Consider the following 24,956-nt stretch of genomic DNA (forward strand, 5'->3'; position numbering starts at 1 on the left):
ATGGCCTCCCACGATCACCAGACTCCCCCATTCTTCAAGCGCGGCCTGCCTCCGGCAGCACGCCTGACGATCTATCTGGCCCTGTCGTTCTCCCTGCTGGTGGCTGATCTGCGCCTGCATTACCTCGAAACCCTGCGTCAGGCCCTGTCGGTTCTGACCTACCCGTTGCAGATTGCTGCGGCTACACCGGCAGATTTCGTCTCCAATGCCTCGGACTATTTCAGCGGTCTGATCAGCGTGCAGCGCGAAAACAAGAGGCTGAAGACCCAGCAGCTCAATATGGCCAGCCAGGTCTTGTTTACCGAGCAGCTGCAGCGCGAGAACATCGAGCTGCGCGGCCTGCTGGCCATGCAGGCATCGCTCAAGGTGCGCAGCACGGCAGCAGAAATCATCTTCACCGCACGCGACCCCTTCTCGCGCAAGGTCATCCTGAACAAGGGCGGCCAGCAGGACATCGAACCGGGCTCGCCAGTGGTTGATCCGCTCGGCGTGATCGGTCAGGTCACCCGCGTGTTTCCGCTGCATGCCGAAGTGACCCTGCTCTCCGACAAGGAACAGGCGATCCCGGTCATCGTTGAACGCAGCGGGCTACGTGCGGTGATGTTCGGCACCGGCAATGGCCTGATGGAACTGAAATTCCTCGCCGCCAACGCCGAGGTGAAGCCGGGCGACCGCATCCTGACCTCGGGGCTGGATGGAGTCTTCGCTCCGGGTCTGCCAGTGGCGACGGTGCTCAAGGTGACCCGCGACAGTGCCGAATCTTTCGCCCGGATCCTGTGCAGACCGACCGGCAGCGTGGAGCGCAACGGCCCGGTGCTGGTGCTGTCGCGCACCGGACCACGTCCGCAGCGTCCGGCCGACGACGACAGCATTGATCCGCGCCGCGCCTCGGGTGGCCGCATCCGCCAGAACAAGGCCGAGGCGCCTGCCTCTGCACCGACACCGGCCAGTGCCCCTGCGCCGGCCCAGAGCGTCGCCCCGCCCGCGGCAGCCAGCCCGGCACGCAAGGAGCCCTGATGCAAGCGACCCATCGTTCTTCGCGCCTGCTCCTGCCAGTCCGCATCAGCTTTGTAGCCCTCAGCCTGATCGTGGCACTGGGTCTGAATTTCGTGCCGGTTGGCCGCTTCTACGCCGTGCCGGATTTCGTCGCACTGGTGCTGGCCTTCTGGTGTGTACGCGAGCCGCACCGTGTCGGCATGGGCACCGCCTTCATCGTCGGCACCCTGGTGGATGTGGTGCATGGTGCGGTCATGGGCCAGCATGCTGCGGCCTATGTGCTGCTGGCCTGGGCCTCCATCGTCAATTCACGCCGCCTGCTGTGGTTCTCGCCAGGGGCCCAGGCCCTGCACATGGTGCCGCTGTTCCTGATGGTGCAGGTCGTCATGCTGATCCTGCGCCTGCTGGCAGGCCATCGCTTCCCCGGCTGGGAATATTTCTTCACCTGCTTCACGACGGCCGCACTGTGGTTGCCCACGTACTACCTGCTGTTGCTGCCCCAGATGCGTCCGATTGACCGTGACGAGAACCGACCACTTTAGGTAGTGGATTCGCTCCCCAGGCATGGAACTCAAAGCCCCTGAACAGGAACTCTCGCGTTTCCGCGCCCGTGTGGCAGCGGCGGCGGTGTTCGTGCTCGTCGGTTTCAGCCTGATCGTGGCGCGTTTCGTGTATCTGCAGATCGTGCGCTACGACTACTACGCCACGCGTGCGGAAGAAAACCGTATCTCGCTCTTGCCCATCGTGCCCAACCGCGGCCTGATCATGGATCGCAACGGCGTGGTGCTGACCCGCAACTATTCGGCTTACACACTGGAAATCACGCCGTCGAAGGTGCGCAACCTGGAAGACACGATCGACGAACTGGCCGAGTTCATCGACATCCAGACCAAGGACCGCAAGCGCTTCCGCAAGCTGCTCGAAGAGAGCAAGAACTTCGAGTCGCTGCCAATCCGCACCCGCCTCACCGACGAGGAGGTCGCCAAGTTCATCGCCCGGCGTTACAAGTTCCCCGGCGTGGACATCAAGGCGCGCCTGTTCCGCCAGTATCCCTTCGGCGAATTTGCCTCGCATGCCATCGGCTACATCGGCCGGATCAACCAGAAGGAAATGGCCCGGATCGAGGATGACGAAGATCTGGCGGCCAATTACCGGGGCACCGAACACATCGGCAAGACCGGGCTGGAGCAGAGCTACGAGAAGGAGTTGCACGGCATTACCGGTTTCGAGCAGGTCGAGGTGGACGCTTCCGGCCGCGCCGTACGTTCGCTGGCGCGCACGCCGCCGATACCGGGCAACAACCTGCAGCTCACGATGGATGCCGAGTTGCAGCGCATCGCCGAACAGGCTTTCGGCAACCGCCGTGGTGCCCTGGTTGCCATCGAGCCGGGCACCGGCGGGGTGCTTGCGCTGGTATCCACCCCGCGCTTCGATCCGAACCTGTTCGTCGACGGCATCACCCCGGACAACTGGGATGTGCTCAACACCTCGCTCGACAAACCGATGATCAACCGGGCGCTGAACGGCGCCTATCCGCCCGGCTCGACCTTCAAGCCCTTCATGGCGCTGGGTGCGCTGGTCACCGGCAAACGGGCCGCCAACGTGGCGATTGCCGACCCGGGCTATTTCGTCTTCGGCAACAATACCTTCCGCGACGACAAGGTCGGCGGCCACGGCATGGTGGATATGGTCAAGTCCATCGTGGTCAGCTGCGACACCTACTACTACACCCTGGCCAACGAGATGGGCATCGACCTGATCTCGGACTTCATGGGCAAACTGGGTTTCGGCTCGCGCACCGGCATCGACATCGAGGGCGAATCTACCGGTGTGCTGCCCTCGCAGGCCTGGAAGAAAAAACGCTTCAAGAAACCCGAACAGCAGAAGTGGTACGCCGGCGAAACGATCTCCATCGGCATCGGCCAGGGTTACAACGCCTACACCCCGCTGCAGCTGGCACATGCCACGGCCACCCTTGCGGCGGGCGGCATCATGTTCAAGCCGCACATCGTCAAGTACGTGGTGGACGCCCAGACCGGCCAGCGTCGCGTGGTTGAGCCGACGCCGGTGGCGGATCTGGGCTTCAAGCCCGAGCATCTCGACGTGATCCGCCGCGGCATGGTCGGCGTGATGACGGGTGGCACCGGCGCGCGCGCCTTTGCCGGGGCCAAGTACGAAGCCGCCGGCAAGACCGGCACCGCCCAGGTGTTCTCGCTCAAGGGCGGCAAGTACAAGGAAAGCGAGACCCACGAGCGCCTGCGCGATCACGCCCTGTTCATCGCCTACGCTCCGGCGAAAGACCCGAAGATCGCGCTGGCCGTGCTGGTCGAAAACGGCGGTTTCGGTGCCGCCGCCGCCGCGCCGATTGCGCGTCAGGTGCTGGACTATTATCTGCTCGGCGTAAAACCCGCCGGAGCGGCACCGGAAGATGCCGACGCTGACCCGGAAGACGCCCACACCCATGATTAACCTGACCGATCTGCGCCTGTTCCTGTTGCGTCTGGTGCGCCCGATCGACCCCTTCCTGCTGGGGGTCACCCTGTGCATCATGGCCTGCGCCTACCTGATGATGCTCAGCGCCTCGCCCGAGCGCATGAACGCGCACATCCTCAATATCATCGTGGCCCTGGGCGTCATGTGGATCATCGCTAGCCAGCCGCCACCACGCCTGCACAGCTTCGCCCTGCCGCTGTATGTGCTCGGCGTGCTGTTGCTGATCGGTGTGGCCCTGTTTGGCGACATTTCCAAGGGCGCGCGACGCTGGCTGAATCTGGGCGTGATGCGCATCCAGCCCTCGGAACTGATGAAGATCGCCATGCCGCTGATGCTGGCCTGGTATTTCCAGAAACGCGAAGGCGCCCTCAAGGTGCGCGACTTCCTGATCGCCACCCTGCTGCTCGCCATGCCGGTCGGCCTGATCGCGGCGCAGCCCGATCTGGGCACAGCCATCTTGGTGCTGGGCGCTGGGGTTTTCGTAATCTTCTTTGCCGGGCTGTCGTGGAAACTGATCATCCCGGTGGGCGTGCTGGGCATTGCCGCGGTCGTCGCGGTCATCATCTTCCAGACCGACATCTGCGCACCGGAGGTGAACTGGCCAGGCCTGCACGACTATCAGAAACATCGCGTGTGCACCCTGCTCGATCCCTCGTCCGACCCGCGCGGCAAAGGCTTCCACACCATCCAGTCAACGATTGCAGTGGGCTCCGGCGGCTTCCTCGGCAAGGGCTGGCGCCAGGGCACCCAGACCCATCTGGACTTCCTGCCCGAACGCCACACCGACTTCATCCTCGCCGTGATCTCGGAGGAGTTCGGCCTGGCCGGCGTGCTCATCATCGCCATCCTGTACTGCCTGCTGATCGCCCGCGGGCTGATGATCGCGAGCAACGCCGCGACCCTGTTCGCACGCCTGCTGGCCGGTTCGGTCACAATGATCTTCTTCACCTATGCCTTCGTGAACATGGGCATGGTCAGCGGCATCCTGCCCGTGGTCGGCGTGCCGCTGCCGATGGTGAGCTACGGCGGCACCGCACTGGTGACCCTGTGTCTGGGCATCGGCATCCTGATGAGCGTTCAGCAGCACCGCCGCCGACGCTGATGCCGGATTCGGGAAAGGGATGACATGAGAGCCACCCAACGCCTGCGTTTCATCGCCTGCCTGTGCAGCGGCGCCCTGCTTGCCGCTTGCAGCACCGTGCCCTACGAGCGGCCCGCAGAGCCACGCTCCAGCCAGCCAGCCTCGAAACCCGCGCCAGCAGGCGCTGCGCAGGCACCCGGCGTGCTGAATCCGCCCGTCACCACCCAGAAAGGTGGCGGCTTCTACAAGGATGACGGCCCCGGCGAGAACATCCCGCCAAATCTTGCCGACATCCCCGATGCAGTACCGCGCGTCGAACCGATCCGTGCCGCCAACACGCGCCCCTACGCCGCACTGGGCCAGACCTTCACACCGCTGAAGGAACTTCAGCCCTTCAGCCAGACCGGCATCGGCAGCTGGTACGGCAAGAAATTCCATGGCGCCAAGACCTCCAGCGGCGAGCGCTACGACATGTACGGCATGACCGCCGCGCACCCGACCTTGCCGATCCCGAGCTACGCCCGCGTCACCAATCTGGCCAACAACCGCAGCGTGGTGGTGCGCGTCAATGACCGCGGCCCCTTCCTGCACAGCCGGATCATCGACCTCTCGTATGCCGCGGCCTGGAAGCTCGGTTACGTGAATCAGGGCAGTGCGCGCCTGCAGGTCGATCTGATCGTGCCGGATGAGCTGGACAGCCTGATCGCCGCCGCCCCTGCCACGCCTGAAACCGAGCCGGCTCCGCCAAGCGCCAGCGCATCGGCCCCGGCCGCAGTTGCCGTCGCCCCTTCACCTGCCGCACCCACAGTGGACAGCCCGGCGAATGTCGACAGCGGCATTTTCCTGCAGCTTGGCGCCTTCGCCTCCAGTGCAAACGCCGACAGCTTCCGCGACTACGTACAGGGCGAACTCAAATGGCTGCAACACGCCGTCCAGACCCGCCTGATCGGCGACAAGTACCGTCTGCACGTCGGCCCGTTTGCCAGCGCCAGCGAGGCCCGTGGCGTGGGCGAGCGGATCGCCGCGGCGATCCGGGTTCAGCCTTTCGTGGTGACCCGCTGAAGAGCCGCACCGGACGAGCCTCTTCAGCGCATCACGCTGCAGAATGAGGCTGGATGCACCTCTCCAGACACCTGACCTGCAGATGCCCGCCGCACGCGGATCTTCGGGACTGTGCATTTCCAGCAGGCTTCCCCGCCGATTTGCCGGATAATCCCGGCTGAGCGACGCAACTCTTGAAGTCTGAGGGCGCGCCTCAATATGCCAAGAAATCAGCCGGCCTCCACGGCTGGCACCGGACCCGATTCATGTCTCAAGAACGCACCAGCCTGCTCGAATTCCCCTGCGATTTTCCGCTCAAGATCATGGGTGCGCGCCACGACGCCTTTGCCCAGACCATCGTCGCCGTCGTCCTCGTGCACGCCCCGGATTTCGACCCGGCCACCCTGGAAATGCGCCCCTCCAAGGCCGGCAACTACCTGTCGCTGACCTGCACCATCCGCGCCACTTCGCAGCTCCAGCTCGACACCCTGTACCGCGAACTCTCCTCGCACCCGATGGTGAAGGTTGTCTTGTGAGCCTTGTGCACCGGCCGCTGGGTAGCGTCGATTACGTCACGACCTTCGAGGCCCAGAAACGCTTCACCGCCGAACGTGGCCCCGACACGCCGGACGAGCTGTGGCTGCTGCAACATCAGCCGGTCTACACCCTGGGCCTGGCGGGGAAGCCGGAGCATCTGCTGATCCCCAGCGAAGTGCCGGTCGTGAAGATCGATCGGGGCGGCCAGATCACCTATCACGGCCCCGGTCAGGCGGTGGTTTATCTGCTGATCGACCTGGCCCGCCGCAATCTCAAGGTACGCGAACAGGTCACGTTGATGGAGCAGGCCATGCTCGACGTGCTGGCCAGCCACGGCATCACCGCCGAACGCCACGAAGGCGCTCCCGGCGTATATGTGCGCGACGCCAAGATTGGCGCGCTGGGCCTGAAAATCGCCCGCGGCTGCAGCTATCACGGCCTGTCACTCAACGTCGATCTCGACCTCGCCCCCTTCCTGCGCATCAACCCCTGCGGCTACGAAGGCTTGCGCAGCACCAGCCTGAAAGAAGAAGGGGCGACTGTCACGACCGACGCCGTGCTGGCACAATTGGCGACTCGCCTGACCGAACTCCTCGAACGCGACTACCCCCTCGCGCGATAAAACAGAAAGTCCCCCGATGAGCACCGACAACCCCAAGAAACTCCGTGGCGCCGACAAAACCGCGCGCATCCCGATCAAGATCGTGCCGGCCGAAAAGCTCAAGAAGCCCGAGTGGATCCGCATCAAGCTCGGCACGGCCGAAGAAACCGCGCGCTTCAACGAGATCAAGGACACCCTGCGCGACCACAAGCTGCACACCGTGTGCGAGGAAGCCTCCTGCCCCAACATCCACGAATGTTTCGGCAAGGGCACGGCCACCTTCATGATCATGGGCGACATCTGTACGCGCCGCTGCCCCTTCTGCGACGTCGGCCACGGCCGCCCCGAACCGCTCAATGCGGATGAGCCGAAAGAACTGGCACAAACCATCGCCGCCATGCGCCTCAAGTACGTGGTGATCACCTCGGTGGACCGCGACGACCTGCGCGACGGCGGGGCTGCACACTTCGTTGAATGCATCCAGGCAACCCGCGCCGCCAGCCCGCGCACCCAGATCGAAGTACTGGTGCCGGATTTCCGCGGCCGCATGGAAGTCGCACTGGAAATCTTCAACCAGGCACCGCCGGACGTGATGAACCACAACATGGAAACCGTGCAGCGTCTCTACAAGGCGGCGCGCCCCGGCGCGGACTACGCCTATTCGCTGAAGCTGCTGAAAGAGTTCAAGGCCATGCATCCGCAGGTGCCGACCAAGAGCGGCCTGATGGTCGGGCTGGGCGAGACCGACGAGGAAATTCTGGAAGTGATGCGCGACCTGCGCGCCCACGACGTGGAAATGCTCACCATCGGCCAATACCTGCAGCCCTCCGGCGGCCACCTGCCAGTGCTGCGTTACGTCACGCCCGAGACCTTCAAGATGTTCGAGACCGAAGCGCTGAAGATGGGCTTCAAGAACGCCGCCTGTGGTCCGATGGTCCGCTCCAGTTACTGGGCAGATCAGCAGGCGCAGGGCGCAGGCGTTTAACAGGAAAACAACAGCTTCCTGCGAAGCCGCACCCCGCCTTGCTCCCCGGCAAGGCATGCTGGAGAGCCTCATCCCGCGCGGCTCTCCAGCCAGTTCAGGCTTGCCAATAGAGCGTGATGAATTTCACGCTTGTCAGACAAAGACTTACTTGGGTCAGGGTAAACCTTGTCAGTCTGCACACTTCCCAGTTTGATGCCGCCTTGGCTGAACAAATCAAACTGACGAGGCAAAAATGACGGGATTGCATGCGCGCGGGTGGGTACTGGCACTGAGTCTGAGCACACTCGCCGCTTGCGGCGGGGGTGGCGGTGGGAGTGGCAGCGATGGCGGCACAGGCACGAGCTCCGGCAGTTCGTCGTCGAGTTCCAGCAGCTCCTCATCCTCTTCAAGCAGCTCCTCAAGTTCCAGCAGTTCGTCTTCTTCCTCCAGCAGCTCCTCGTCTTCCAGTTCGAGCAGCTCATCCTCAAGCTCGTCGTCCAGCAGCTCCTCGTCTTCGGGCGGCGGCAGCGCTCTGTCCTACCGGGGAGTCAGTCTTGCCGTAGCCGAGTTCGGCGCGGGCGTATGGGGTGACGGGACATTCCCGGGCACCTACAACACCACCTATACCTACCCGACCAACGCCGAAGTGGATTACTTCGTCGGCAAGAAGATGAACACCTTGCGCCTGCCCTTCCGCTGGGAGCGCCTGCAACGCACCCTGGGCGGCGCGTTTGACAGCACAGGGCAAGGCTACATGGACAGCTTCGTCGCCTATGCCACCAGCAAAGGCGCCTATGTTGTGCTCGATCCGCACAATTACGCCCGCTACAACGGCAACAACGTCATCGGAGCCGCCGGCTCCAGCGTGAGCCAGGCCCACTTTGCGGATTTCTGGAGCCGTCTGGCGACCCGCTACAAGGGCAACAGCAAGGTCATCTTCGCCCTGATGAACGAGCCGCATGACATGTCCACCAGCCTCTGGGTCGACAACGCCAATGCGGCCATCACCGCGATCCGCGCCACAGGGGCCACCAACCTGATTCTGGTGCCGGGTAATCACTGGACCGGAGCGCACAGCTGGACCACCACCGACAACGCCACCGAGATGCTCAAGATCGTGGATTCGGGCAACAACTACGTGTACGAAGTCCACCAGTATCTGGACAGCGACAGCTCCGGCACCAACAGTGCCTGCGTGAGCAGCACCATCGGCGCCGAGCGTCTCGCCGCCTTCACCGCCTGGCTCAAGAGCAATGGCAGGAAAGGCTTCCTCGGTGAGCTAGCCGGCGCCAACAACACGACCTGCCAGGCTGCGATCACCGGTCAGCTGCAGCACCTGAAGGACAACGCCAGCGTCTGGGTCGGCTGGACCTGGTGGGCCGCCGGCCCGTGGTGGAATGACTACATGTTCACCCTCGAACCGAATGGCGCAGACCGCCCGCAGATGAGCTGGCTGACGCCCTTCCTGCCCTGAAGCGGCACAGGCAATCCAGCTCTTTCCGCAAGCACGCCCTTTTCCTGCAAGGAGAGGGCGTTTTTCATTCCGCAACGGATCCGGTGCGGAACTCGACTAAGATTGCCGCCTTCCTGCCGCACATCATTGCCCCATGCTGTACCGTCTATTGATCTGTTTTGTTGTATTGCTTGCCAGCGTCCTGCCGGCAGCACAGGCCAGCACCGCATTCTGGTGTGCGGAACGCTTTCTCGACCCGGCCGCCAAACCCTTTGACGCGCAACACCTGAAGGTGGCGCAGCGCGGCTATCTGTACGCCATGGCCGCCGCGCTGGCGCTGCAGAAGAACAATGCGGAAGGGCGTGCCTACCACTTCGCCACACCCGCCCGCCTGCGCGAGGTGGATCGCCCGCGCCGTGATCGCTCCGGCTTTGAAGTCAGCAGCTTCGAGCTGCTGGATGCGCCGGGCGGACAGGTCAAGGAACTCGTGATCGCCTTCAGCGGCTCGAATGATGACGCCGACTGGGACACCACCAACTTCGGTGACGACACCCGTCAATACACGCTCGCTCGCCGCTATCTGCAAAAGATGGCGGCGCGCCCTGAGTACCGCACGGTGCGTCTGGTCGTCACCGGTTTTTCACTCGGCGGCGCGCTGGCGGTGCATGTCACCAAGCATGCCGAAACACGGCGACTGGTTGCAGAAACCTGGGCCTTCAACCCCAGTCCGAAAACCTGGGTGGGCAACCAGACCGACCGGCGCATCTGGCTCGCTGCCACGGCCAGCGATGGTCTGGCCCCATTGCGCCAGCTCGGTGCCAGCCTGTTGCCCGGCGTCGGCCTGATCGGCGCTCCGGCCAATCAGCGTGCCGAGAATTTCTACCTGCTCGAAGCCAACCCGGTGATCAGCCACTACCGCTGGGTGCTCACCCGCAACCTGCTGCACGTGGCGGACCTGGCGCAGCGCATCGAACAGAGCTCCGATGCGCCCACCGAAGCGTTCGATATCCTGCAGGCATCCAGCTTCCGATCTTGCCAGAAACCAGGCTGATTACATTCGCATAGGCTGTCTGGACGCCATGTACTGCAGCATGCCAGAATCGGCCCCTTCACCACTTCTGCGTACGCACCCATCATGGACAGCACCAATCCCTACCAGCCTCCCAAAGCCGAACTCGATGGCAGCACCCCGCAATCTGAAGCCCTGAACGGCGATCAGGCGCTGGAAACCTTCATCGGCAAGAAATACGCGTACTACACGCGCAAGTGGGAAGAAGCACAGCGCAAGGGCAGCATCCAGTCGTGGAACTTATCGGCTTTCTTCCTGGGTTTCGCATGGATGGCCTACCGCAAGATGTACAAGTACTGCGGAATCTTCATCGCCGCAATCTCGGTGGAAACCGTGTTAGAGATGATGCTCAATCTGCCTCAGGCAATTTCCAGCGGCGTCAATATCGGGCTTGCGGTCTGTTTCGGCATGTTTGGCAATCACCTGTACAAACTCCATGTCGAGCAGAAGATCCGTGAGATCAGCGCTCACGGCAGCCCTGCCCAGATCAACGCCGAACTTGCCCGCCAGGGCGGCACCAGTGTCGGTGCTGCGATTGGCTTTGCCGTGCTGCTGCTGGCGGTCATTCTCGGTCTGATGATGCTCATCGGCGACTTCTGAGCCCTGCTGGCAAGCACTCCCGGGCGGCCTGCGGGCCGCCTTTTCATTTCCGGCTTGACAGACGCGATAACATATCGATATCTTTCGATATATGAACAAGGACTACTCCCGCGCCATCCCTCCCGCCTGGCAGAGCATGGCGGCTGTTTTCGTGGCGCTCGGCGACGAGCATCGCCAGCGCATCCTGCTGACGTTCTCGCCGGCTGAGCGACTCAATGTCGGACAGATCGCCGAGGTGTCGACGCTGGCTCGCTCGACCGTCTCGCACCACCTGAAGATCCTGCGCGAGGCGGGCGTACTGAGCTCGGAGAAGATCGGCAAGGAAGTGTATTTCTGGGTGAACAAGCCACTGCTCGCCGAGGTGTTCGCCAGTGTGGCGGAGTATCTAGACAAGAACGCCTGAAACACACCGCAGCCGGCAGACCGCCGGCTTTATTTGACTTAACGTAACGATATGTTTCGATATTTCGACTCAAGGAGACTTTCCATGCAAGGCAAACACTGGCGTCGTTTTGCGGCCATCCTGCTGCTTTCACCGCTTGGTCTGCTGGGGCTGAACGATCTGCACGCCGCCCTGTTCGTCCGCCGTGCGAGTCTGCCGGATGAGGTGGTGCGCAACCTGCAGGTCGGCGATGTGGTGTTCACCCGCGAGCCCTACTATCTGCTGCGCAAGGTGGCGGATGCCAGCGGCAGCTGGAGCAACCATGTCGGCATCGTGATCGACACCACCGGCGCCGAACCGCTGGTGGCCGAGAGCAAGGTGCCGAAATCCGTGATCACCCCGCTCTCGCGTTTCGTCGGGCGTTCAGAGGCCGGCTATGTTGCGGTGCGCCGCCCGGTGCATGCGCTCAGCATCGACGAGGAAAACCTTCTGGCCGAAGCCGCCCGTGCCCGCATGGGGCGCTGGTACGACCTCGGCTTCAATCTGCATTCCTCACGTCAGTTCTGCTCCAAACTGGTCTATGAAAGCCTGCGCGCAGCCACCGGGGAGGAGGTCGGTGAGGTCAGCAATTTCGAGGCTTTGCTGAAGAGCAACCCGGACGCACCGCTGGCCTTCTGGCGCATCTGGTATCTGGGGCGCATCCCCTGGCAGCGCGAAACCGTCACCCCGGCCAGCCAGCTCGTCAGTGCGCAACTCGCAACGATCTACGACGCCAGCCAGCCGCAGCCTCGCGAACCGGGCGCCTCGGTCAGCAATTTTTTCCGGGAAACGCACTGAGCAAGCGCTAACATCCCTGCATGCGCGACGAATCTCCCGGCGAAAGCGACCCTGACACTGAAGCGGAGGACTGGCGTCCGGTCTCCGGCATCGAGATTGGCTTCGTGCTCCTGCTGCTTGCCTATGTCCTCTGGCAGCATTTCCTGACAGAAGATCGCTGGGTCTTCCTGCTGGATAACGCCAATCTGGCCATCCACGAAGCGGGACATCCTCTGATCGGCCTGCTGTCGGAACGCCTGATGGTGTACGGCGGCACCCTGTTCCAGCTGGCTTTCCCGCTGGCATTTGCGCTGCATTTCCGGCGCCAGCGTCATGCCACGGGCTGGGCGGTTTCACTGGCATGGTTCGGCGAGAACCTGCTCAATGTCGGACGCTACATGGCGGATGCGCGCGCACAATTGCTGCCACTGGTGGGTGGTGAGCATGACTGGACGGAAATCTGGGGCCGCTGGGGCCTGCTAGCCCGGGATACAAGCCTGGGCGGATTCACCCGCTTGATTGGCCTCGCGGTCATGGTGTGGGCAGCGTTCTGGCTGTGGCGACGCTGGTGCAGTGCTCAGGACTGAAGCCCGCCCGACGCATCCCTGCAGCCGGTCACCGGTTCGTCGCCACGCTGCAGTTATACTTGCGCCGAATATCACCGGAGCCCATCCCATGCGCATTCCCCGACAACGCGGCGCGGCCGCCCTGATCATCCTTGGCGCGATTCTCGCCGTCGTCGTCCTGCTTGCTGCGGCGTACACCTGGCTGTCCTTGAGCTATGACTATTCGGACGGTGAACGTGCTGGCTATGTGCAGAAGTTTTCGCGCAAGGGCTGGGTGTGCAAGACCTGGGAGGGCGATCTGGCGCTGGTGAACCTGCCAGGCCAGCCGGCCGAGATCTTCACTTTCAGCGTACGTGACGACGCTGTGGCCACGCAGATCAACGCCTTGATGGGCAAGCGCGTCACCCTGACCTATGAACAGCACATCGGCGTGCCGAGCAGCTGTTTCGGCGAAACGCAGTATTTCGTGACAGCCATCAGGGCGGTGGAATGAGCGGCGTGAAGTGGCTGCGTCTGGGTGGCCTGCTCGCGGCGCTGGCCGGCGTGGCCTGGTATGCCGGTCTGCTGCCACGGCTGACGCAGCTTGCCACCGGAACGCTGGCTCTGCCCGAAGTGATGACGCCCGCCCCCCAACTGTTCCGCTGGAAAGACGCCAGGGGCCAGATCACTTACGGTACGCAGCCACCGCCAGGGGTGAAGGCCGAGCCGGTGGCGGACAAGGGCACGATGAGCATGGTGCCGGCCGCGAAGATTCCCGAACCGCCGAAGAAGGAACTGCCACCGGGTGTGACGATCCAGCAGCTTGCCACCGAGCGCGCCATCGATCAGGCGACCGGCGCAAAATGAAGTCGCCCTGCCCCTGCGGCCTGCCCGCAACGTATTCCGCCTGCTGCGGACGCTACCATGCCGGCGCTGCCGCGCCGACCCCCGAGGCGCTGATGCGCTCGCGTTACAGCGCCTTTGCACTGGGGCTGGGTGATTATCTGCTGGCGAGCTGGCACGCCTCGACCCGACCTGCCGATCTGGATGTCATCACTCCGCCGCAGCCGAAATGGATTGGCCTGCAGATCCTTGGCGCGGCCCTGCAGGATGAAAGCCACGGCACGGTGCATTTCATCGCCCGCTGCCGGGTCGGCGGGCGGGCCGAGCGGCTGGAGGAAATCAGTCGCTTCGTGCGTGAAGAGGGGCGCTGGTACTACGTCGACGGGGCGATTGCCTGAAGAAGCGCGCCCCGCCTACCTGTGCGCAAGGCTTGCCCGCAGAGCCGCGCCTGAAGAGGATCTGCGGGCAGGTGCTGCGTGGCGTTATTTGCTGACGTTGAGGAAGGGAATCGGCGCACCGGCGTAGATGTGCTCGGGCAGCTTGCCGTCCCAGCGCTCGGCCTTGATCTTCTCGACCTCGATGCGGCGCAGCTCCAGCACTTCCTTGCTTTGCACCAGTGCGGCGTTCTGCACCTTCAGCGCCTCGGCCTGCGCCTGGGCGATCTTCAGGTTGGCGTAGGACTCGCCATCGGCCTTGGCGCGGGTCGCGGCCGCTTCAGCTTCGGCAATCGCCACCTTCTGCTTCTGCTCGGCTTCAACGGTCTTGAGCTGGTTCTCGGCCACCAGACGCAGCTGCTCCTGGGTCACCTTCTGGTTGATCGCCGCCATGTAGGTGTCGGAGAAGGCGAAGTTGCGCATGTCGATGTTGATGACATTCGCTCCATACAGGGCGAGCTTCTCCTTCAGCGCCGTGTTGATGTCGCTGGAGACCTTGGAGCGCTGGCTGATCAGCTCCGGCGCGGTGTAGCGCGCGGTAACGGCCTTGAAGATTTCCTGGGTGGCGGTCTGCACGTAGGACGACAGGTTGCCGTCGTGCGAATACTTTTCGTACACTTCAGCGACCCGGTCGGTGGCGATGCTGTAGCGCACCGTCATGCTGACCTTGACCGGCTGGGTGTCGCTGGTGCTGCCTTCGGCATGCTCGATGGTGGCTTCCTCGGCGCGGATGTTGAAGACGGCAAGCTTCTGCCAGGGAGGCAGGAAGACCAGACCCTCGGGTTCGATGCCCTTGATCGCGCCGAACTGGGTGATCACCCCGCGCGTGCCGGTCGGCACCGAATTGAAGGGATTGGCCCACAACAGCAGGATCAGTACGGCAAGGCCAATGCCCGCGTCGCGCAGCACGGCGGACAGGTTGAGGCGATTGGTGTCGGTGGTATAGCGGCCCATGAAGATTCCCCTGAGAAATGACGGCGCCAATGACGATATGAATGACAGCCGAATGCATTGTGCCTTGCGTCAGGCGCTGCAGACCAGCCACGACGACAGGAGGTGGGGCTGCGCCGGGAATGTCGCTCAGCGGGCGCCGAGGTTCAGTTTGGGGCTCAGGGCCTCCACCTGCTTGCGCTCTTCATGGCTGAGCGCCTTGTAGCCGCGCCCCCAGGGCCAGCCATACCCCCAGCGAAAACGTGTCGGCCAGAACGGCGAGCCACCCACGCGCACGCCGGCCAGCATCAGCGCCGCAATCGCCGGTTCGCCAACCGCGCCGACACAGCGCTCCAGCTCCCGGTCGGCTGTCATGCGCTCGGCGTACGAGCCGCCGGCCCAGTACGCCAGATCGTGTGCCACGCAGCAGTCGCGCCACAGCGTTTTCTGGCTCGGCGTTCCGTCGGGGAATTCGCTGCAGCCGTCGGTGCTGAATGGAGCAGGTGCTTCCGCGTGGGCACTGGCCCAAACGGCAAGCAGCAGAACGGCCAGCCAGTGCTTAGGCATAGCGTGTCGGATCGGCAAGGCCTGCGGCTTCAAAGCCGGCGCGGCGTAGGCGGCAGGCGTCACACTGACCGCAGGCATGGCCTTCGTCATTGGCCTGATAGCAGGAAACCGTCATGCCGTAATCAACGCCCAGCGCGGTACCGCGCTGCACGATCTGAGCCTTGCTGAGGTGAATCAGGGGCGCATGGATAGAGAGCTTCAGGCCTTCCACGCCGGTCTTGGTGGCGAGATTGGCCATCGTTTCGAAAGCGGCGATGAATTCGGGGCGGCAGTCCGGATAGCCGGAGTAATCGACGGCATTGACGCCGACGAAGATCGCGTTGGCCTTGAGCACTTCAGCCCAGCCCAGCGCCAGCGAAAGCATCACGGTGTTGCGTGCCGGCACGTAGGTGACCGGGATGCCGCCTGCCTCCACGCCGGTGGTCGGCACCGCGATGTTGGCGTCGGTGAGCGCCGAGCCACCGAACTGCCCCAGATCGACGTGGCCGACGCGATGTTCCTTCGCACCCAGGGCCGCGGCTACCCGCGTCGCGGCATTCAGTTCGGCCGCATGACGCTGGCCATAAGCCACCGACAGTGCATAGGTTTCATAACCTTCCGCGCGGGCAATCGCGAGGCAGGTGGCGGAATCGAGTCCGCCGGAGAGCAGGACTACGGCACGGGGAGCTGACATGAGGGAACGGCCTTGAAAATTCTGGAAACAGGGCGGGATTATCCACCTTTCGCGGCGCCCGCCGCTAGGCGACGCGCTGCCTGAAGAGCCGCCCGGGGCGGACCTGTGCAGGCAGGCGGGCTGGAGAAGCCCGCCGGGAGCGGGTCTCGGGGCAATACCCGAAGGCCGGCTTAAACGCCCGTCTTGTCGCCCCAGATGATGCGGTGCATCTGCAACTGCATGCGCACCTGCAGGCGGTCGCGCAGGACCCATGCCGCCAGATCCTGCGGATCGAGCTTGCCACTGACGGGCGAGAGCAGCACGGTACAGCGCCCGCTCAGCGCGTGTTCCTGCAGGATTTCGCGGGCCCACAGATAGTCGGCCTCGTCGGCGAGGATGATCTTGATCTCGTCGCTGGCGGTGATGTGGGCGAGGTTGCTCCACAGATTCTTCGCCACTTCGCCGGAACCGGGGGCCTTCAGATCCATGATCTTTGAGACGCGTGGATCAACCCCACTCACATCCAGCGCACCGCTGGTTTCCAGCGACACCGAGTAGCCCGCGTCGCACAGCGCACGCAGCAGTTCGAGGCAGGGCTTTTGCGCCAGCGGTTCGCCGCCGGTGACACACACGTACTGCGCGCCATGCCCTGCCACCTCGGCGAGGATGCTGTCCAGCCCGCGCATCTCGCCGCCGCTGAAGGCATATTCGGTATCACACCACACACAGCGCAGCGGACAGCCGGTCAGGCGCACGAACACGGTGGGCAAGCCTACGCGCGTGGACTCGCCCTGCAGGGAATGGAAAATCTCGCTGATGCGCAGGCGCGATGCTGTACTGCTCACCGGCTTACTTCTTTTTGCCCAGACGCTGCTTGGCCGTCTTGGCCGCATCGCTGTTCGGGTAACTGGCGACGAGCTTTTCCAGCGTGGCCCGGGCGCTCTTGGCGGCACCGGCTTCGGTCTCGGCATTGGCCTGACCGAGCAGCGCATCCGGGGCCAGCGTATCGTCCGGCCAGATGCTCACGAGCTTGGCGTAATACTCCTTGGCGCCTTCAAAATCGCGAGCCTGCAGCAAGGCAGATGCCGCCCAGAAGTGCGCGCCGGGCTGAAAGGCGCTCTTCGGCCAGGCCTTGATGAATTGCTTGAAGGCAGCGACAGCATCCACGTGCTTGCCCGCACGCAGGGTGTTGATGGCGGCTTCGTAATCCTTGGCTTCCTGCGCCGGATCCACTCTGGTCTCGGTCGCAGCGGGAGCAGACTGAGCGGCAGTCTGGCCCTGGGTGAGCTGGGCAACCAGCGCTTCGATCTTGCGCAGGCGGTTATCCAGATCAATGTAGAAATCCTTCTGGCGCTTCTGCGCCTGCTCGCCATCGTTGGCAAGCAATTCCACCTGGCCGCGGATCTGCGAGAGATCCTGACGGGTACGTTCGAGCTGGTTGTTCAGCTCCAGCTGGGCACGCGAAGTTGCGTCGGTGGACGACTCTACCTTCTGGATGCGCGCATCGGCTTCCTGCTTGATCTGGTCAATGCGACGGCGCGCTTCTTCATCGTCAAACAGGCCGGCATGTGCAGGCAGGGACGAACTCAACAGCAAGGCGAGGAACAGAGCATGCAGTTTCAAGATGACTCTCCAGAAATGAGGAGAGCGGACCCACGGGTCCGCTCTGTCAAACACGAGCAAACAATCGCTTACTTGGCGCCGTAAACCAGGTCACCGCGACGGTTTTCAGCCCAGGAGGCTTCGTCGTGGCCAGTGGCCTTGGGCTTTTCTTCACCCAGCGACACGGCTTCCAGTTGCTTTTCCTGCACGCCCAGCAGCTTCAGGTTGGTGTAGATGGCTTCAGCGCGCTTCTGACCCAGGGCCAGATTGTATTCACGCGAACCGCGCTCGTCAGCATTGCCCTGGATCAGCACCTTGGCAGCCGGGTTGGCCTTCAGGTACTTGGAGTGGGCTTCGATCACGGTCACGTAGTCCAGCGCGATATCGTACTTGTCGTATTCGAAGTAGATGCTGCGCTTCTTCAGCAGCTCGATCTTGTTCAGGGCGTCAGCATCCTTGAACGGATCTGCCACAACCGTCTTCGGTGCAGCAACAGGCTTGATGTCGGACTTGGCGGACTGGTCAGCCGTACGGGCTTCAGTCTTGGCCGGTTCGACCGGTGCGGTGGTACAAGCGGCCAGCAGGGCGGCAAGGGTTGCGGCAACAACAAGGGACTTCTTCATGGCTTTTTTCTCCGGATCCGAAGGTTTATGGTTGAAGGGAAGACTGTCATTACTTCTCAAACGGCCCCCAAGCCGGTTCACGCACATCGCCAGCCCGGTTGTTAAGCCGGTAGCGGGTGCGGCCGTCGGTGGAGACAACCGAAAGCACTCCACGCCCGCCTGCCTCTGTCGCATAGAGGATGGTGCGGCCGTCGGGCGCAAAACTGGGTGATTCATCCTTGGCAGAGTCAGTGAGAGCCTGCGTTTGCTGGCTGGCCAGATCCTGCATGGTGATCTGGAAGCGGCCATCATTACGCGAGATATACACCAGCGTCTTGCCGTCAGGGGAAACCCGAGGGCTGACATTGTACGCTCCTGCGAAGGTAACGCGTTGCACGGCACCACCATCAGCCGGCACGCGATAGATCTGGGGGCTGCCGCCACGATCGGAAGTGAAGTAGATATGGTTGCCATCCGGCGACCATTGCGGCTCGGTATCAATGCCATTGGAACTGGTCAGACGACGCAGGCCGCTGCCATCCATATTCGCGACATAGACCTGTGACAACCCATCCTTGGTCAGCGTCATGGCCAAGCGGCGCCCGTCCGGCGACCAGGATGGGGCCGAGTTGGAGCCCTTGTAATTGGCCAGCACGGTGGTCCGCACGCTGTCGAGCGCGCGCACGTAGATGATCGGCTTCTTCTTGTCGAAGCTCACATAAGCAAGGCGTTTGCCATCCGGCGACCAGGCCGGCGACATGATCGGCTCCTGCGAAATGAGGGCCGGTACGGCATTTTCCCCGTCGAAATCCGAGATCAGCAACTGATAGCGCGAACCCTGTTTTTCAACATAAGCGATCCGGGTCGAGAAGATGCCGGGCTGACCAATCAGCTTTTCATACACCTTGTTGGCGATGTGGTGGCCCAGCGCACGCTGCTGGTCCGGCCGCACCGAGACCTTGAGGACGAACAGTTCGGTCGCCCGCACCGTGTCATAGAGGCGGAAGCGCACATCAACCAGCCCGCCCTGACCCGGATTGATGCTGCCGAGCAACAAAGCGTCGGCGCCACGCCCTTTCCAGGCCGCGTGATCCGGCTGCACCCCCTCCACGCCAAGCAGGTTGCCTGGCTCGACAATGCGCAACAGCCCGGTCAGCGCCAGATCCTTGCGCACCACCTCGCTGACACTGCCCTGCATCAGGGCTTCGCCGGCAAAGTTCGGGGCGGCCAGTGGAATGCTGTTGGCGCCAGAGCCAAAAATTTCAATGGTCAGCTGGGCCGACGCCAGCGGAGCAGACAGGAGAGCGCCGAGCATGAGCAGCGCGGCAAAGGCTTTCTTGAAATTCATCATGTATTGCAGTTCTTCCGTGATTTTATTCCCCATCCGCCAGCGGATGGAATTTCAAAATTAACTCGCGCTGAAATACTTCACCTTTTGTGGGTTTGGGCAATGGCGAAGATTTGAGGATCGCACGCCTGACAGCCTCATCCAGACTGCTGTTCCCTGATGATTTGTTCAGTTTTGGCTCACCCATGATTTCACCGGAAGGTAACAGTTCTACCTTGAATTCAACCACCGGATTGCCGCTTGCTCCGGGCGGACGCATCAGGTTCGACTTCACTTTCTGCGCAATCTGCCCCATCCAGTCCCCGGTCGCGCTGCCCAGCGAGGCTGCAGCATTCAGCGCATCCTGCTTGGCGCGCGCATCTGCAGCAGCCTGATTCAGCCGATTCTGGTTGTTTACTGCACCAGCCTTGGCAGCTTCATTGGCCAGCATCTGCTCCATGCGTGACATGGGCGGCGCTTTTTCCGGCGGTTTTTCGGCCGGTTTCGTCACCGGCTTTGATTGCGCGACCGGAGGCACCGGCTTCGGCTCTTCCTTCTTTTTCTCCGGCTTCTTCTTTTCCGGCTCCTTGATGGCGATATCGGGCTTGATCACCGGCGCGGGCTTCACTTCGACCGGCTTGACCTCCACCGGCTTGGGCGGCACAACTTCCTTGACTGGCGGCGCAGGCGTTTCCGGCATCGAAGCGGGCGGCAGGCTGCGCACCAGCTCGACGCTCACGGCGGCAGGCGGGCGACTCTGCCACTGCACGCCGTAAAACAGCACAGCGACCAGCAACCCGTGCATGAGCAGGCTGAATACAGCTGCCCCCCATTTGCCGGGCTCAGGTCGCTGAAGCGTGAATTCCATGCTTTTACTGTGCGGACTGCACCAGCAGCCCCACCTTGTTAACATTGTTTCGTTGCAACAGGTCCATCAGCTTCATGACCTCCTCGTAACTCATCTTCTTGTCCGCCTGGATCACCACCGGACGATCAGGGTTCTGCTCCTGCGCAGCCTTGAGCCGCTCCAGCAACTCCTGCTCTTTAACGGACGAGGGGCCTTTATTGGTCTGCCGGTCTTCCAGGGTCCAGTTGTCACGCCCCTTGACCGTAACGATCAGGGGCTGCTCCTTGGCCTGTGAAGTCTTCTGCATCTTGGGCAGATCAACGGTGCCACTGGGCATCATCGGCGCAGTAACCATGAAGATCACCAGCAACACCAGCATCACGTCGATGTACGGCACGACGTTGATCTGGTTCATGACTCGACGTTGGCGCATGATTTATCTCAGCTGGCGCTGGAGGATGTTGGAGAACTCCTCCATGAAGCTCTCGAAGCGAATCGACAGGCGATCCACCTCGTGGATATAGCGGTTGTAGGCCACCACCGCCGGAATCGCAGCAAACAGGCCGATGGCCGTAGCGACCAGCGCTTCTGCAATGCCGGGGGCAACGTGGGCCAGAGTGGCAGAACCGACATTGGCGAGGCCCCGGAAGGAATTCATGATGCCCCACACCGTGCCGAACAAGCCGACATAGGGGCTGACCGAGCCAACCGAGGCAAGGAAGGCCAGATGCGCTTCCAGATCGTCGATCTCGCGCTGATAGGTGGCGCGCATGGCGCGCCTAGCGCCATTGATGATGTCTGCCGGCTCCAGACCCTTCTGGCCATGCAGCTTCGAGAACTCGCGAAAGCCTGATTCAAAGATGCGGGCCAGCGGGCCGGCGTTGTCGCGGTCCTGCGACACATTGCGATAAAGCTGCACCAGGTCGATACCGCTCCAGAACATCTGCTCGAAATTCCCCGTTTCAGCGCGCACTGCTCGAAGGGTCAGGCCCTTGCGGAAAATCCAGTACCAGGACATGAAAGACACGCCGGCCAGCATGGCCATGACAAACTTGACCACCAGACTGGCTTCGGCAATCAGGCTGAGGATCGATAAATCTTGAGAGTTCATGCTTCGCTTTCGAGAAGACTGCGCAGGGAATCAGGAATCCGCGTGGCACGACGGCGGTTCCAGTCGACGCAGGCGATGGTGACAATGGCTTCAAACAGACATTCGTCGCGGCGCATCACGCGCTGCAGGAAGCGCAGGGAGGCAGCACCCATTGAAGTCACGGTGGAGAGGACCAGCAATTCGTCATCAAGTTCCGCACTCTGGAAATAATCAGCCTCCACGCGGCTGACCACGAAGACGATGCCTTGTGTGGCACGCAACTCATGCTGATTGATGCCGAGTGCCCGCAAACGCTCGGTACGGGCGCGCTCGCAGAAACGTAGGTAGTTTGCGTAATAGACAACGCCGCCAGCATCGGTATCTTCGTAATAGACGCGTACTGGCCAGGCCGACTGACGGGCGGCGCCGGTATTGTGAATCTCGGACATCCTGCTATTGTACCGTCCCCGAAGCGTCCGGGTCTGATTACAATCGCCCGCCGGTCATATGGATGACCGTCAAAACCCGTCTGACCTGCACAAGACGCCAAGCGTACGGATTGTGTAAAGTGACGCATGACTGTGATTTATCAAGGGAGTCGGGCACAATGCCGCGTCCCTTGCACTCGAATAATTGATGGAGGAGTGTCCCCATGGCGCTGACAGAAGCCGCACTGCTGAAGATGCCCGAATCGGAGTACATGAACGAGCAGCAGCTGGCCTTTTTCCGCGATCGTCTTTCCTCGATGCGCAGCGAGCTGCAACTCAAGGTAGACGAAACCGTCGAGCACATGCGCGAACAGGAAACGGTTGCCGATCCGGCCGACCGTGCCACGGTGGAAGAAGAACACGCTCTTGAATTGCGCACCCGCGACCGGGAGCGCAAACTGTTGAAGAAGATTGATCAGGCCTTGAATCGAATCACGGACGGCTCCTACGGCTTTTGCGAAGAAACCGGGGAACCTATCGGTCTGGCCCGTTTGCTGGCTCGCCCCACGGCAACCATGTCGGTTGAAGCCCAGGCGCGCCGCGAACGCATGCAGAAAATGTTTGCCGATTGAGCAAGTCATGCCTCAGCGTCCCGTCTGCACGATTTTGTCCGCCCGGACGGGAATGGCTTCGGCATGCTTGCCCGGTCTGGACTAGCTTGTTTCAGGTGATTACCCGATCACCATTACTGGCTGCTTAGCTCGGGTCTGAACACAATATGGCGCTACCTTTTTTCGGTAAGAAACCCGCCAACGGCGACAGAGCCGGCGATTCGTCGCACCCGGGGAAATCAGACAAGGGCGACGTCACCACCTCGCTTGATTTCACCCATGTTGGCGACATCGGACGCTCACTGGCCGCTGCTGCCGGCAAGATCCAGGTACAGGAAGTCTCGGTCGAGGACGTTGCGGCCATCGAAGAAGCTGCGGTGCTCTATGCCAACGCCAACGACAGTGGCGCCAAGGCGGTACTGGAAGAGGCCGTAAACGGCAGCAGCAAGAAATCAGACCGGCTCTGGCGAATGCTCTTCGACCTGTACCGGCTCACTGGCGACAAATCCGCTTTTGACAGTCATGGCGTGGACTTTGCCAAGCTGTTTGAAAAATCTCCTCCGGTCTGGGACGACGCCACCCCCGTTGCCTCGGCGGCAGGCCCGAAGGACGCAGCCCCCGCCGTCAATCTGTCCGGCAATCTGTCGGGCAACGCTCGCACCCAGTTTGAGCAGTTGGTCCGCATCGGCGCCAAAGTCGGCAAACTGCGCATTGATCTGTCGCGTCTGCGTGGCATTGATGACGCCGGTTGTACGCTGCTCAGCGATACGCTGGAAAGCCTCAAGCGCGGCAAGGTCAAGGTAGCCTTGCTGGGCGCGCAACAGGCCCTGAGTCTGCTCGAACCGAAACTCAAGGTTGGCGAAGCGGCCGACCGCGTGTACTGGCTGGCTGCGCTGGCAATGATGCAGCAACTCGGCGACGAGGCACGCTTTGAAGACATGGCGGTGAATTTCGCCATCACCTTCGAGGAGTCGCCACCGTCCTGGGATCCGCCCGAAGCCGTACTCAGCCCGACCGATTCGGGAGATTTTCCGAAACTCGAGGAAGCGCCGGTGCCCGAGCGCGAAGGCTTCATCCTCGACGGAGTCGTTGCCGGCGCCCAGCCCGAAGTCCTGCGCAAGCTGGCCGTTTATGGCTCGGATCGCAATTCCATCGAAATCGACGCAACCCAGCTCAAGCGCCTAGAGTTCGTCAGTGCTGGCTCGCTGTTCAACCAGCTCGCCCAGTTCCAGACCCAAGGCAAGCTCACCGTGATCCGCCACCCGAATGAGATGGTGGCCGCGCTGATGCGCGTGATGGGCATCGATCAGGTGGCCCAGATCGAACACAAGAAGTTCTAGAAACAGGCATGAACTGCACCGGGATATCTCAGGACTCCGGTGCTGAAAGCGTCACTTATGCCCTCCCGGCCCCCTTGCCGCAGCGCCTGTGCGCGGCCTTTCCCGGCTGAAATCACGGCAGGCTTGCGCTGAATCAGTCTGCTGCGAGAGCGCGGTACCACCACCTCGTTACAATGCCTGACTGCCACGCGAGGTCGCCATGCTCGAACGCATCATCTCCATCCTGTTCCCGGTGTTCGCCATTACCGCGATCGGCTATTTTGTGTCGCTGCGCCGCAAGCCGGACATGGCTCAGGTCAATCAGCTGATCGCCGACGTGTTCGTACCGGCACTGGTTTTCGGCGCCTTGGCCGGGCGCGATTTCCACATTTACGAATACCGCTGGCTGGCGCTGGCCATGCTGCTGGTGACCATTGCCTGCGGCGCGGTCGGCTTCGTGCTGGCGCGCATCCTCAAAGTCGGCCACCGCGTGCTGGTACCGCCGATGATGTTTTCCAATTCAGTTAATCTCGGCGTGCCGGTGGCTGTGCTGGCGTTTGGCGACCGTGCGCTGCAGCCAGCCATCGTGCTGTTCCTGATTTCCAGTCTGCTGCATTACTCCTACGGCCTGTGGTTGCTGGATCATCAGGCGCGCGTATCGCAGATGTGGCGCGTGCCTTCGCTGCTGGCCATGCTCGCCGGCATTGCGGTATCGCTACTGGGCATCCAGGTGTGGCAGCCCGCCGTCACCGCGCTGCGCATGCTCGGCGATATCTGCATTCCGCTGATGCTCTTCGCGCTGGGCGTGCGGCTGACCGACATCAGCTTCAAAGGCTGGAGCATCGGCGTGATCAGTGGTCTGGTGCGGCCGGCCGCAGGCATGATTCTGTCCTGGGCGGTGGCTGAACTGCTGGGCATGCAAGGCTTCGAGAAAAGCCTGCTGGTCATTTACGGCGCGCTGCCGCCCGCAGTGATGAACTACATTTTTGCCGAGCGCTACAACGCCGACCCTGACCGGGTGGCTTCCATCGTGCTGATCGGCAACCTGCTGTCGCTTGTGATCCTGCCGCTAGCCCTGGCCCTGGCTTTGCAGACGGCGCCCTGAAATCCGCTTGCAGCAAGGCTC

31 protein-coding genes are annotated in these 24,956 nt (G+C 62.4%); 20 read left to right on the forward strand and 11 right to left on the reverse strand.

Annotated features, from left to right (window positions below):
• The 17 genes from mreC (at position 1) to Q9Q94_RS04060 (ending at position 13,819) form a co-directional block, all read left to right on the forward strand.
• Positions 1 to 1,017, forward strand: coding sequence for a rod shape-determining protein MreC (gene mreC / locus Q9Q94_RS03980; RefSeq protein ID WP_305978720.1), 1,017 nt, complete (start codon positions 1 to 3; stop codon positions 1,015 to 1,017).
• A complete protein-coding gene (gene mreD / locus Q9Q94_RS03985; RefSeq protein WP_305978721.1) occupies positions 1,017 to 1,538 on the forward strand; it encodes a rod shape-determining protein MreD in 522 nt (173 codons plus the stop codon). The genes mreC and mreD overlap by 1 nt, the downstream gene beginning before the upstream one ends.
• A 22-nt stretch (positions 1,539 to 1,560) precedes the next feature.
• The gene (mrdA, locus tag Q9Q94_RS03990; protein ID WP_305978722.1) at positions 1,561 to 3,465 is read left to right on the forward strand and encodes a penicillin-binding protein 2; all 1,905 of its coding nucleotides are present in this window, start codon (positions 1,561 to 1,563) and stop codon (positions 3,463 to 3,465) included.
• Positions 3,458 to 4,591 carry a rod shape-determining protein RodA gene (gene rodA / locus Q9Q94_RS03995; RefSeq protein WP_305978723.1) on the forward strand — a complete coding sequence of 378 codons (1,134 nt, stop codon included), beginning with the start codon at positions 3,458 to 3,460 and terminating at the stop codon, positions 4,589 to 4,591. The genes mrdA and rodA overlap by 8 nt, the downstream gene beginning before the upstream one ends.
• A gap of 24 nt (positions 4,592 to 4,615) precedes the next feature.
• Positions 4,616 to 5,632 carry a septal ring lytic transglycosylase RlpA family protein gene (locus tag Q9Q94_RS04000; RefSeq protein ID WP_305978724.1) on the forward strand — a complete coding sequence of 339 codons (1,017 nt, stop codon included), beginning with the start codon at positions 4,616 to 4,618 and terminating at the stop codon, positions 5,630 to 5,632.
• 245 nt (positions 5,633 to 5,877) lie between these two features.
• A complete protein-coding gene (locus tag Q9Q94_RS04005) occupies positions 5,878 to 6,147 on the forward strand; it encodes a YbeD family protein (RefSeq protein ID WP_305978725.1) in 270 nt (89 codons plus the stop codon).
• Complete coding sequence (gene lipB / locus Q9Q94_RS04010) at positions 6,144 to 6,770, forward strand: lipoyl(octanoyl) transferase LipB (protein WP_305978726.1); 627 nt, start codon at positions 6,144 to 6,146, stop codon at positions 6,768 to 6,770. The genes Q9Q94_RS04005 and lipB overlap by 4 nt, the downstream gene beginning before the upstream one ends.
• 16 nt (positions 6,771 to 6,786) lie before the next feature.
• Positions 6,787 to 7,734, forward strand: a complete 948-nt coding sequence (gene lipA / locus Q9Q94_RS04015; RefSeq protein WP_305978727.1) for a lipoyl synthase — start codon at positions 6,787 to 6,789, stop codon at positions 7,732 to 7,734.
• Positions 7,735 to 7,966: 232 nt separating this feature from the next.
• The gene (locus Q9Q94_RS04020) at positions 7,967 to 9,187 is read left to right on the forward strand and encodes a glycoside hydrolase family 5 protein (RefSeq protein WP_305978728.1); all 1,221 of its coding nucleotides are present in this window, start codon (positions 7,967 to 7,969) and stop codon (positions 9,185 to 9,187) included.
• 133 nt (positions 9,188 to 9,320) lie between these two features.
• On the forward strand, positions 9,321 to 10,217 hold the full coding sequence (locus tag Q9Q94_RS04025) for a hypothetical protein (protein ID WP_305978729.1): 897 nt from the start codon (positions 9,321 to 9,323) through the stop codon (positions 10,215 to 10,217).
• A gap of 84 nt (positions 10,218 to 10,301) precedes the next feature.
• The gene (locus Q9Q94_RS04030) at positions 10,302 to 10,835 is read left to right on the forward strand and encodes a DUF2628 domain-containing protein (protein ID WP_305978730.1); all 534 of its coding nucleotides are present in this window, start codon (positions 10,302 to 10,304) and stop codon (positions 10,833 to 10,835) included.
• Between the two features lie 91 nt (positions 10,836 to 10,926).
• Positions 10,927 to 11,238: a helix-turn-helix transcriptional regulator gene (locus tag Q9Q94_RS04035; RefSeq protein WP_305978731.1), complete on the forward strand. Its 312-nt coding sequence runs from the start codon at positions 10,927 to 10,929 to the stop codon at positions 11,236 to 11,238.
• Between the two features lie 84 nt (positions 11,239 to 11,322).
• Positions 11,323 to 12,054 carry a YiiX/YebB-like N1pC/P60 family cysteine hydrolase gene (locus Q9Q94_RS04040; RefSeq protein WP_305978732.1) on the forward strand — a complete coding sequence of 244 codons (732 nt, stop codon included), beginning with the start codon at positions 11,323 to 11,325 and terminating at the stop codon, positions 12,052 to 12,054.
• 20 nt (positions 12,055 to 12,074) lie between these two features.
• Complete coding sequence (locus Q9Q94_RS04045) at positions 12,075 to 12,620, forward strand: hypothetical protein (protein ID WP_305978733.1); 546 nt, start codon at positions 12,075 to 12,077, stop codon at positions 12,618 to 12,620.
• Between the two features lie 88 nt (positions 12,621 to 12,708).
• Positions 12,709 to 13,092 carry a hypothetical protein gene (locus Q9Q94_RS04050; RefSeq protein WP_305978734.1) on the forward strand — a complete coding sequence of 128 codons (384 nt, stop codon included), beginning with the start codon at positions 12,709 to 12,711 and terminating at the stop codon, positions 13,090 to 13,092.
• Complete coding sequence (locus Q9Q94_RS04055; RefSeq protein WP_305978735.1) at positions 13,089 to 13,445, forward strand: DUF4124 domain-containing protein; 357 nt, start codon at positions 13,089 to 13,091, stop codon at positions 13,443 to 13,445. The genes Q9Q94_RS04050 and Q9Q94_RS04055 overlap by 4 nt, the downstream gene beginning before the upstream one ends.
• Complete coding sequence (locus tag Q9Q94_RS04060; RefSeq protein ID WP_305978736.1) at positions 13,442 to 13,819, forward strand: YchJ family protein; 378 nt, start codon at positions 13,442 to 13,444, stop codon at positions 13,817 to 13,819. Before Q9Q94_RS04055 ends, Q9Q94_RS04060 begins: the two co-directional genes overlap by 4 nt.
• Positions 13,820 to 13,903: 84 nt before the next feature.
• Here Q9Q94_RS04060 and Q9Q94_RS04065 read toward each other — a convergent pair whose 3' ends face one another.
• From Q9Q94_RS04065 to ybgC, 11 genes are all read right to left on the reverse strand, one after another.
• Positions 13,904 to 14,809, reverse strand: coding sequence for a prohibitin family protein (locus Q9Q94_RS04065; protein WP_305978737.1), 906 nt, complete (start codon positions 14,807 to 14,809; stop codon positions 13,904 to 13,906).
• Positions 14,810 to 14,935: 126 nt separating this feature from the next.
• Positions 14,936 to 15,352 (reverse strand): hypothetical protein, encoded by a 417-nt coding sequence (locus Q9Q94_RS04070; protein WP_305978738.1) that lies wholly within the window; start codon positions 15,350 to 15,352, stop codon positions 14,936 to 14,938.
• Complete coding sequence (gene queC, locus Q9Q94_RS04075; RefSeq protein WP_305978739.1) at positions 15,345 to 16,025, reverse strand: 7-cyano-7-deazaguanine synthase QueC; 681 nt, start codon at positions 16,023 to 16,025, stop codon at positions 15,345 to 15,347. The genes Q9Q94_RS04070 and queC overlap by 8 nt, the downstream gene beginning before the upstream one ends.
• Positions 16,026 to 16,195: 170 nt before the next feature.
• Positions 16,196 to 16,897, reverse strand: coding sequence for a 7-carboxy-7-deazaguanine synthase QueE (queE, locus tag Q9Q94_RS04080; RefSeq protein WP_371929815.1), 702 nt, complete (start codon positions 16,895 to 16,897; stop codon positions 16,196 to 16,198).
• On the reverse strand, positions 16,854 to 17,627 hold the full coding sequence (gene ybgF / locus Q9Q94_RS04085) for a tol-pal system protein YbgF (protein ID WP_305978741.1): 774 nt from the start codon (positions 17,625 to 17,627) through the stop codon (positions 16,854 to 16,856). Before ybgF ends, queE begins: the two co-directional genes overlap by 44 nt.
• Positions 17,628 to 17,695: 68 nt before the next feature.
• Positions 17,696 to 18,229, reverse strand: coding sequence for a peptidoglycan-associated lipoprotein Pal (pal, locus tag Q9Q94_RS04090; RefSeq protein WP_305978742.1), 534 nt, complete (start codon positions 18,227 to 18,229; stop codon positions 17,696 to 17,698).
• A 49-nt stretch (positions 18,230 to 18,278) separates the two neighbouring features.
• On the reverse strand, positions 18,279 to 19,559 hold the full coding sequence (gene tolB, locus Q9Q94_RS04095; protein ID WP_305978743.1) for a Tol-Pal system beta propeller repeat protein TolB: 1,281 nt from the start codon (positions 19,557 to 19,559) through the stop codon (positions 18,279 to 18,281).
• A gap of 22 nt (positions 19,560 to 19,581) precedes the next feature.
• Positions 19,582 to 20,403 carry a TonB C-terminal domain-containing protein gene (locus tag Q9Q94_RS04100; RefSeq protein WP_305978744.1) on the reverse strand — a complete coding sequence of 274 codons (822 nt, stop codon included), beginning with the start codon at positions 20,401 to 20,403 and terminating at the stop codon, positions 19,582 to 19,584.
• Between the two features lie 4 nt (positions 20,404 to 20,407).
• A complete protein-coding gene (gene tolR / locus Q9Q94_RS04105) occupies positions 20,408 to 20,815 on the reverse strand; it encodes a protein TolR (protein WP_305978745.1) in 408 nt (135 codons plus the stop codon).
• A 3-nt stretch (positions 20,816 to 20,818) separates the two neighbouring features.
• Positions 20,819 to 21,493, reverse strand: a complete 675-nt coding sequence (gene tolQ / locus Q9Q94_RS04110; RefSeq protein ID WP_305978746.1) for a protein TolQ — start codon at positions 21,491 to 21,493, stop codon at positions 20,819 to 20,821.
• Complete coding sequence (gene ybgC / locus Q9Q94_RS04115; RefSeq protein WP_305978747.1) at positions 21,490 to 21,921, reverse strand: tol-pal system-associated acyl-CoA thioesterase; 432 nt, start codon at positions 21,919 to 21,921, stop codon at positions 21,490 to 21,492. The genes tolQ and ybgC overlap by 4 nt, the downstream gene beginning before the upstream one ends.
• Positions 21,922 to 22,124: 203 nt before the next feature.
• On the opposite strand from ybgC, the gene dksA reads away from it, so the two are divergent.
• From dksA to Q9Q94_RS04130, 3 genes are all read left to right on the forward strand, one after another.
• Positions 22,125 to 22,532, forward strand: coding sequence for an RNA polymerase-binding protein DksA (gene dksA / locus Q9Q94_RS04120; protein WP_305978748.1), 408 nt, complete (start codon positions 22,125 to 22,127; stop codon positions 22,530 to 22,532).
• Positions 22,533 to 22,678: 146 nt separating this feature from the next.
• Positions 22,679 to 23,851, forward strand: coding sequence for a sulfate transporter (locus tag Q9Q94_RS04125; RefSeq protein WP_305978749.1), 1,173 nt, complete (start codon positions 22,679 to 22,681; stop codon positions 23,849 to 23,851).
• 199 nt (positions 23,852 to 24,050) lie between these two features.
• Positions 24,051 to 24,935: an AEC family transporter gene (locus Q9Q94_RS04130; protein WP_305978750.1), complete on the forward strand. Its 885-nt coding sequence runs from the start codon at positions 24,051 to 24,053 to the stop codon at positions 24,933 to 24,935.
• Positions 24,936 to 24,956 lie beyond the last annotated feature (21 nt).

This window comes from Uliginosibacterium sp. 31-16 (genome assembly GCF_030730865.1).
Taxonomy (GTDB): domain Bacteria; phylum Pseudomonadota; class Gammaproteobacteria; order Burkholderiales; family Rhodocyclaceae; genus Uliginosibacterium.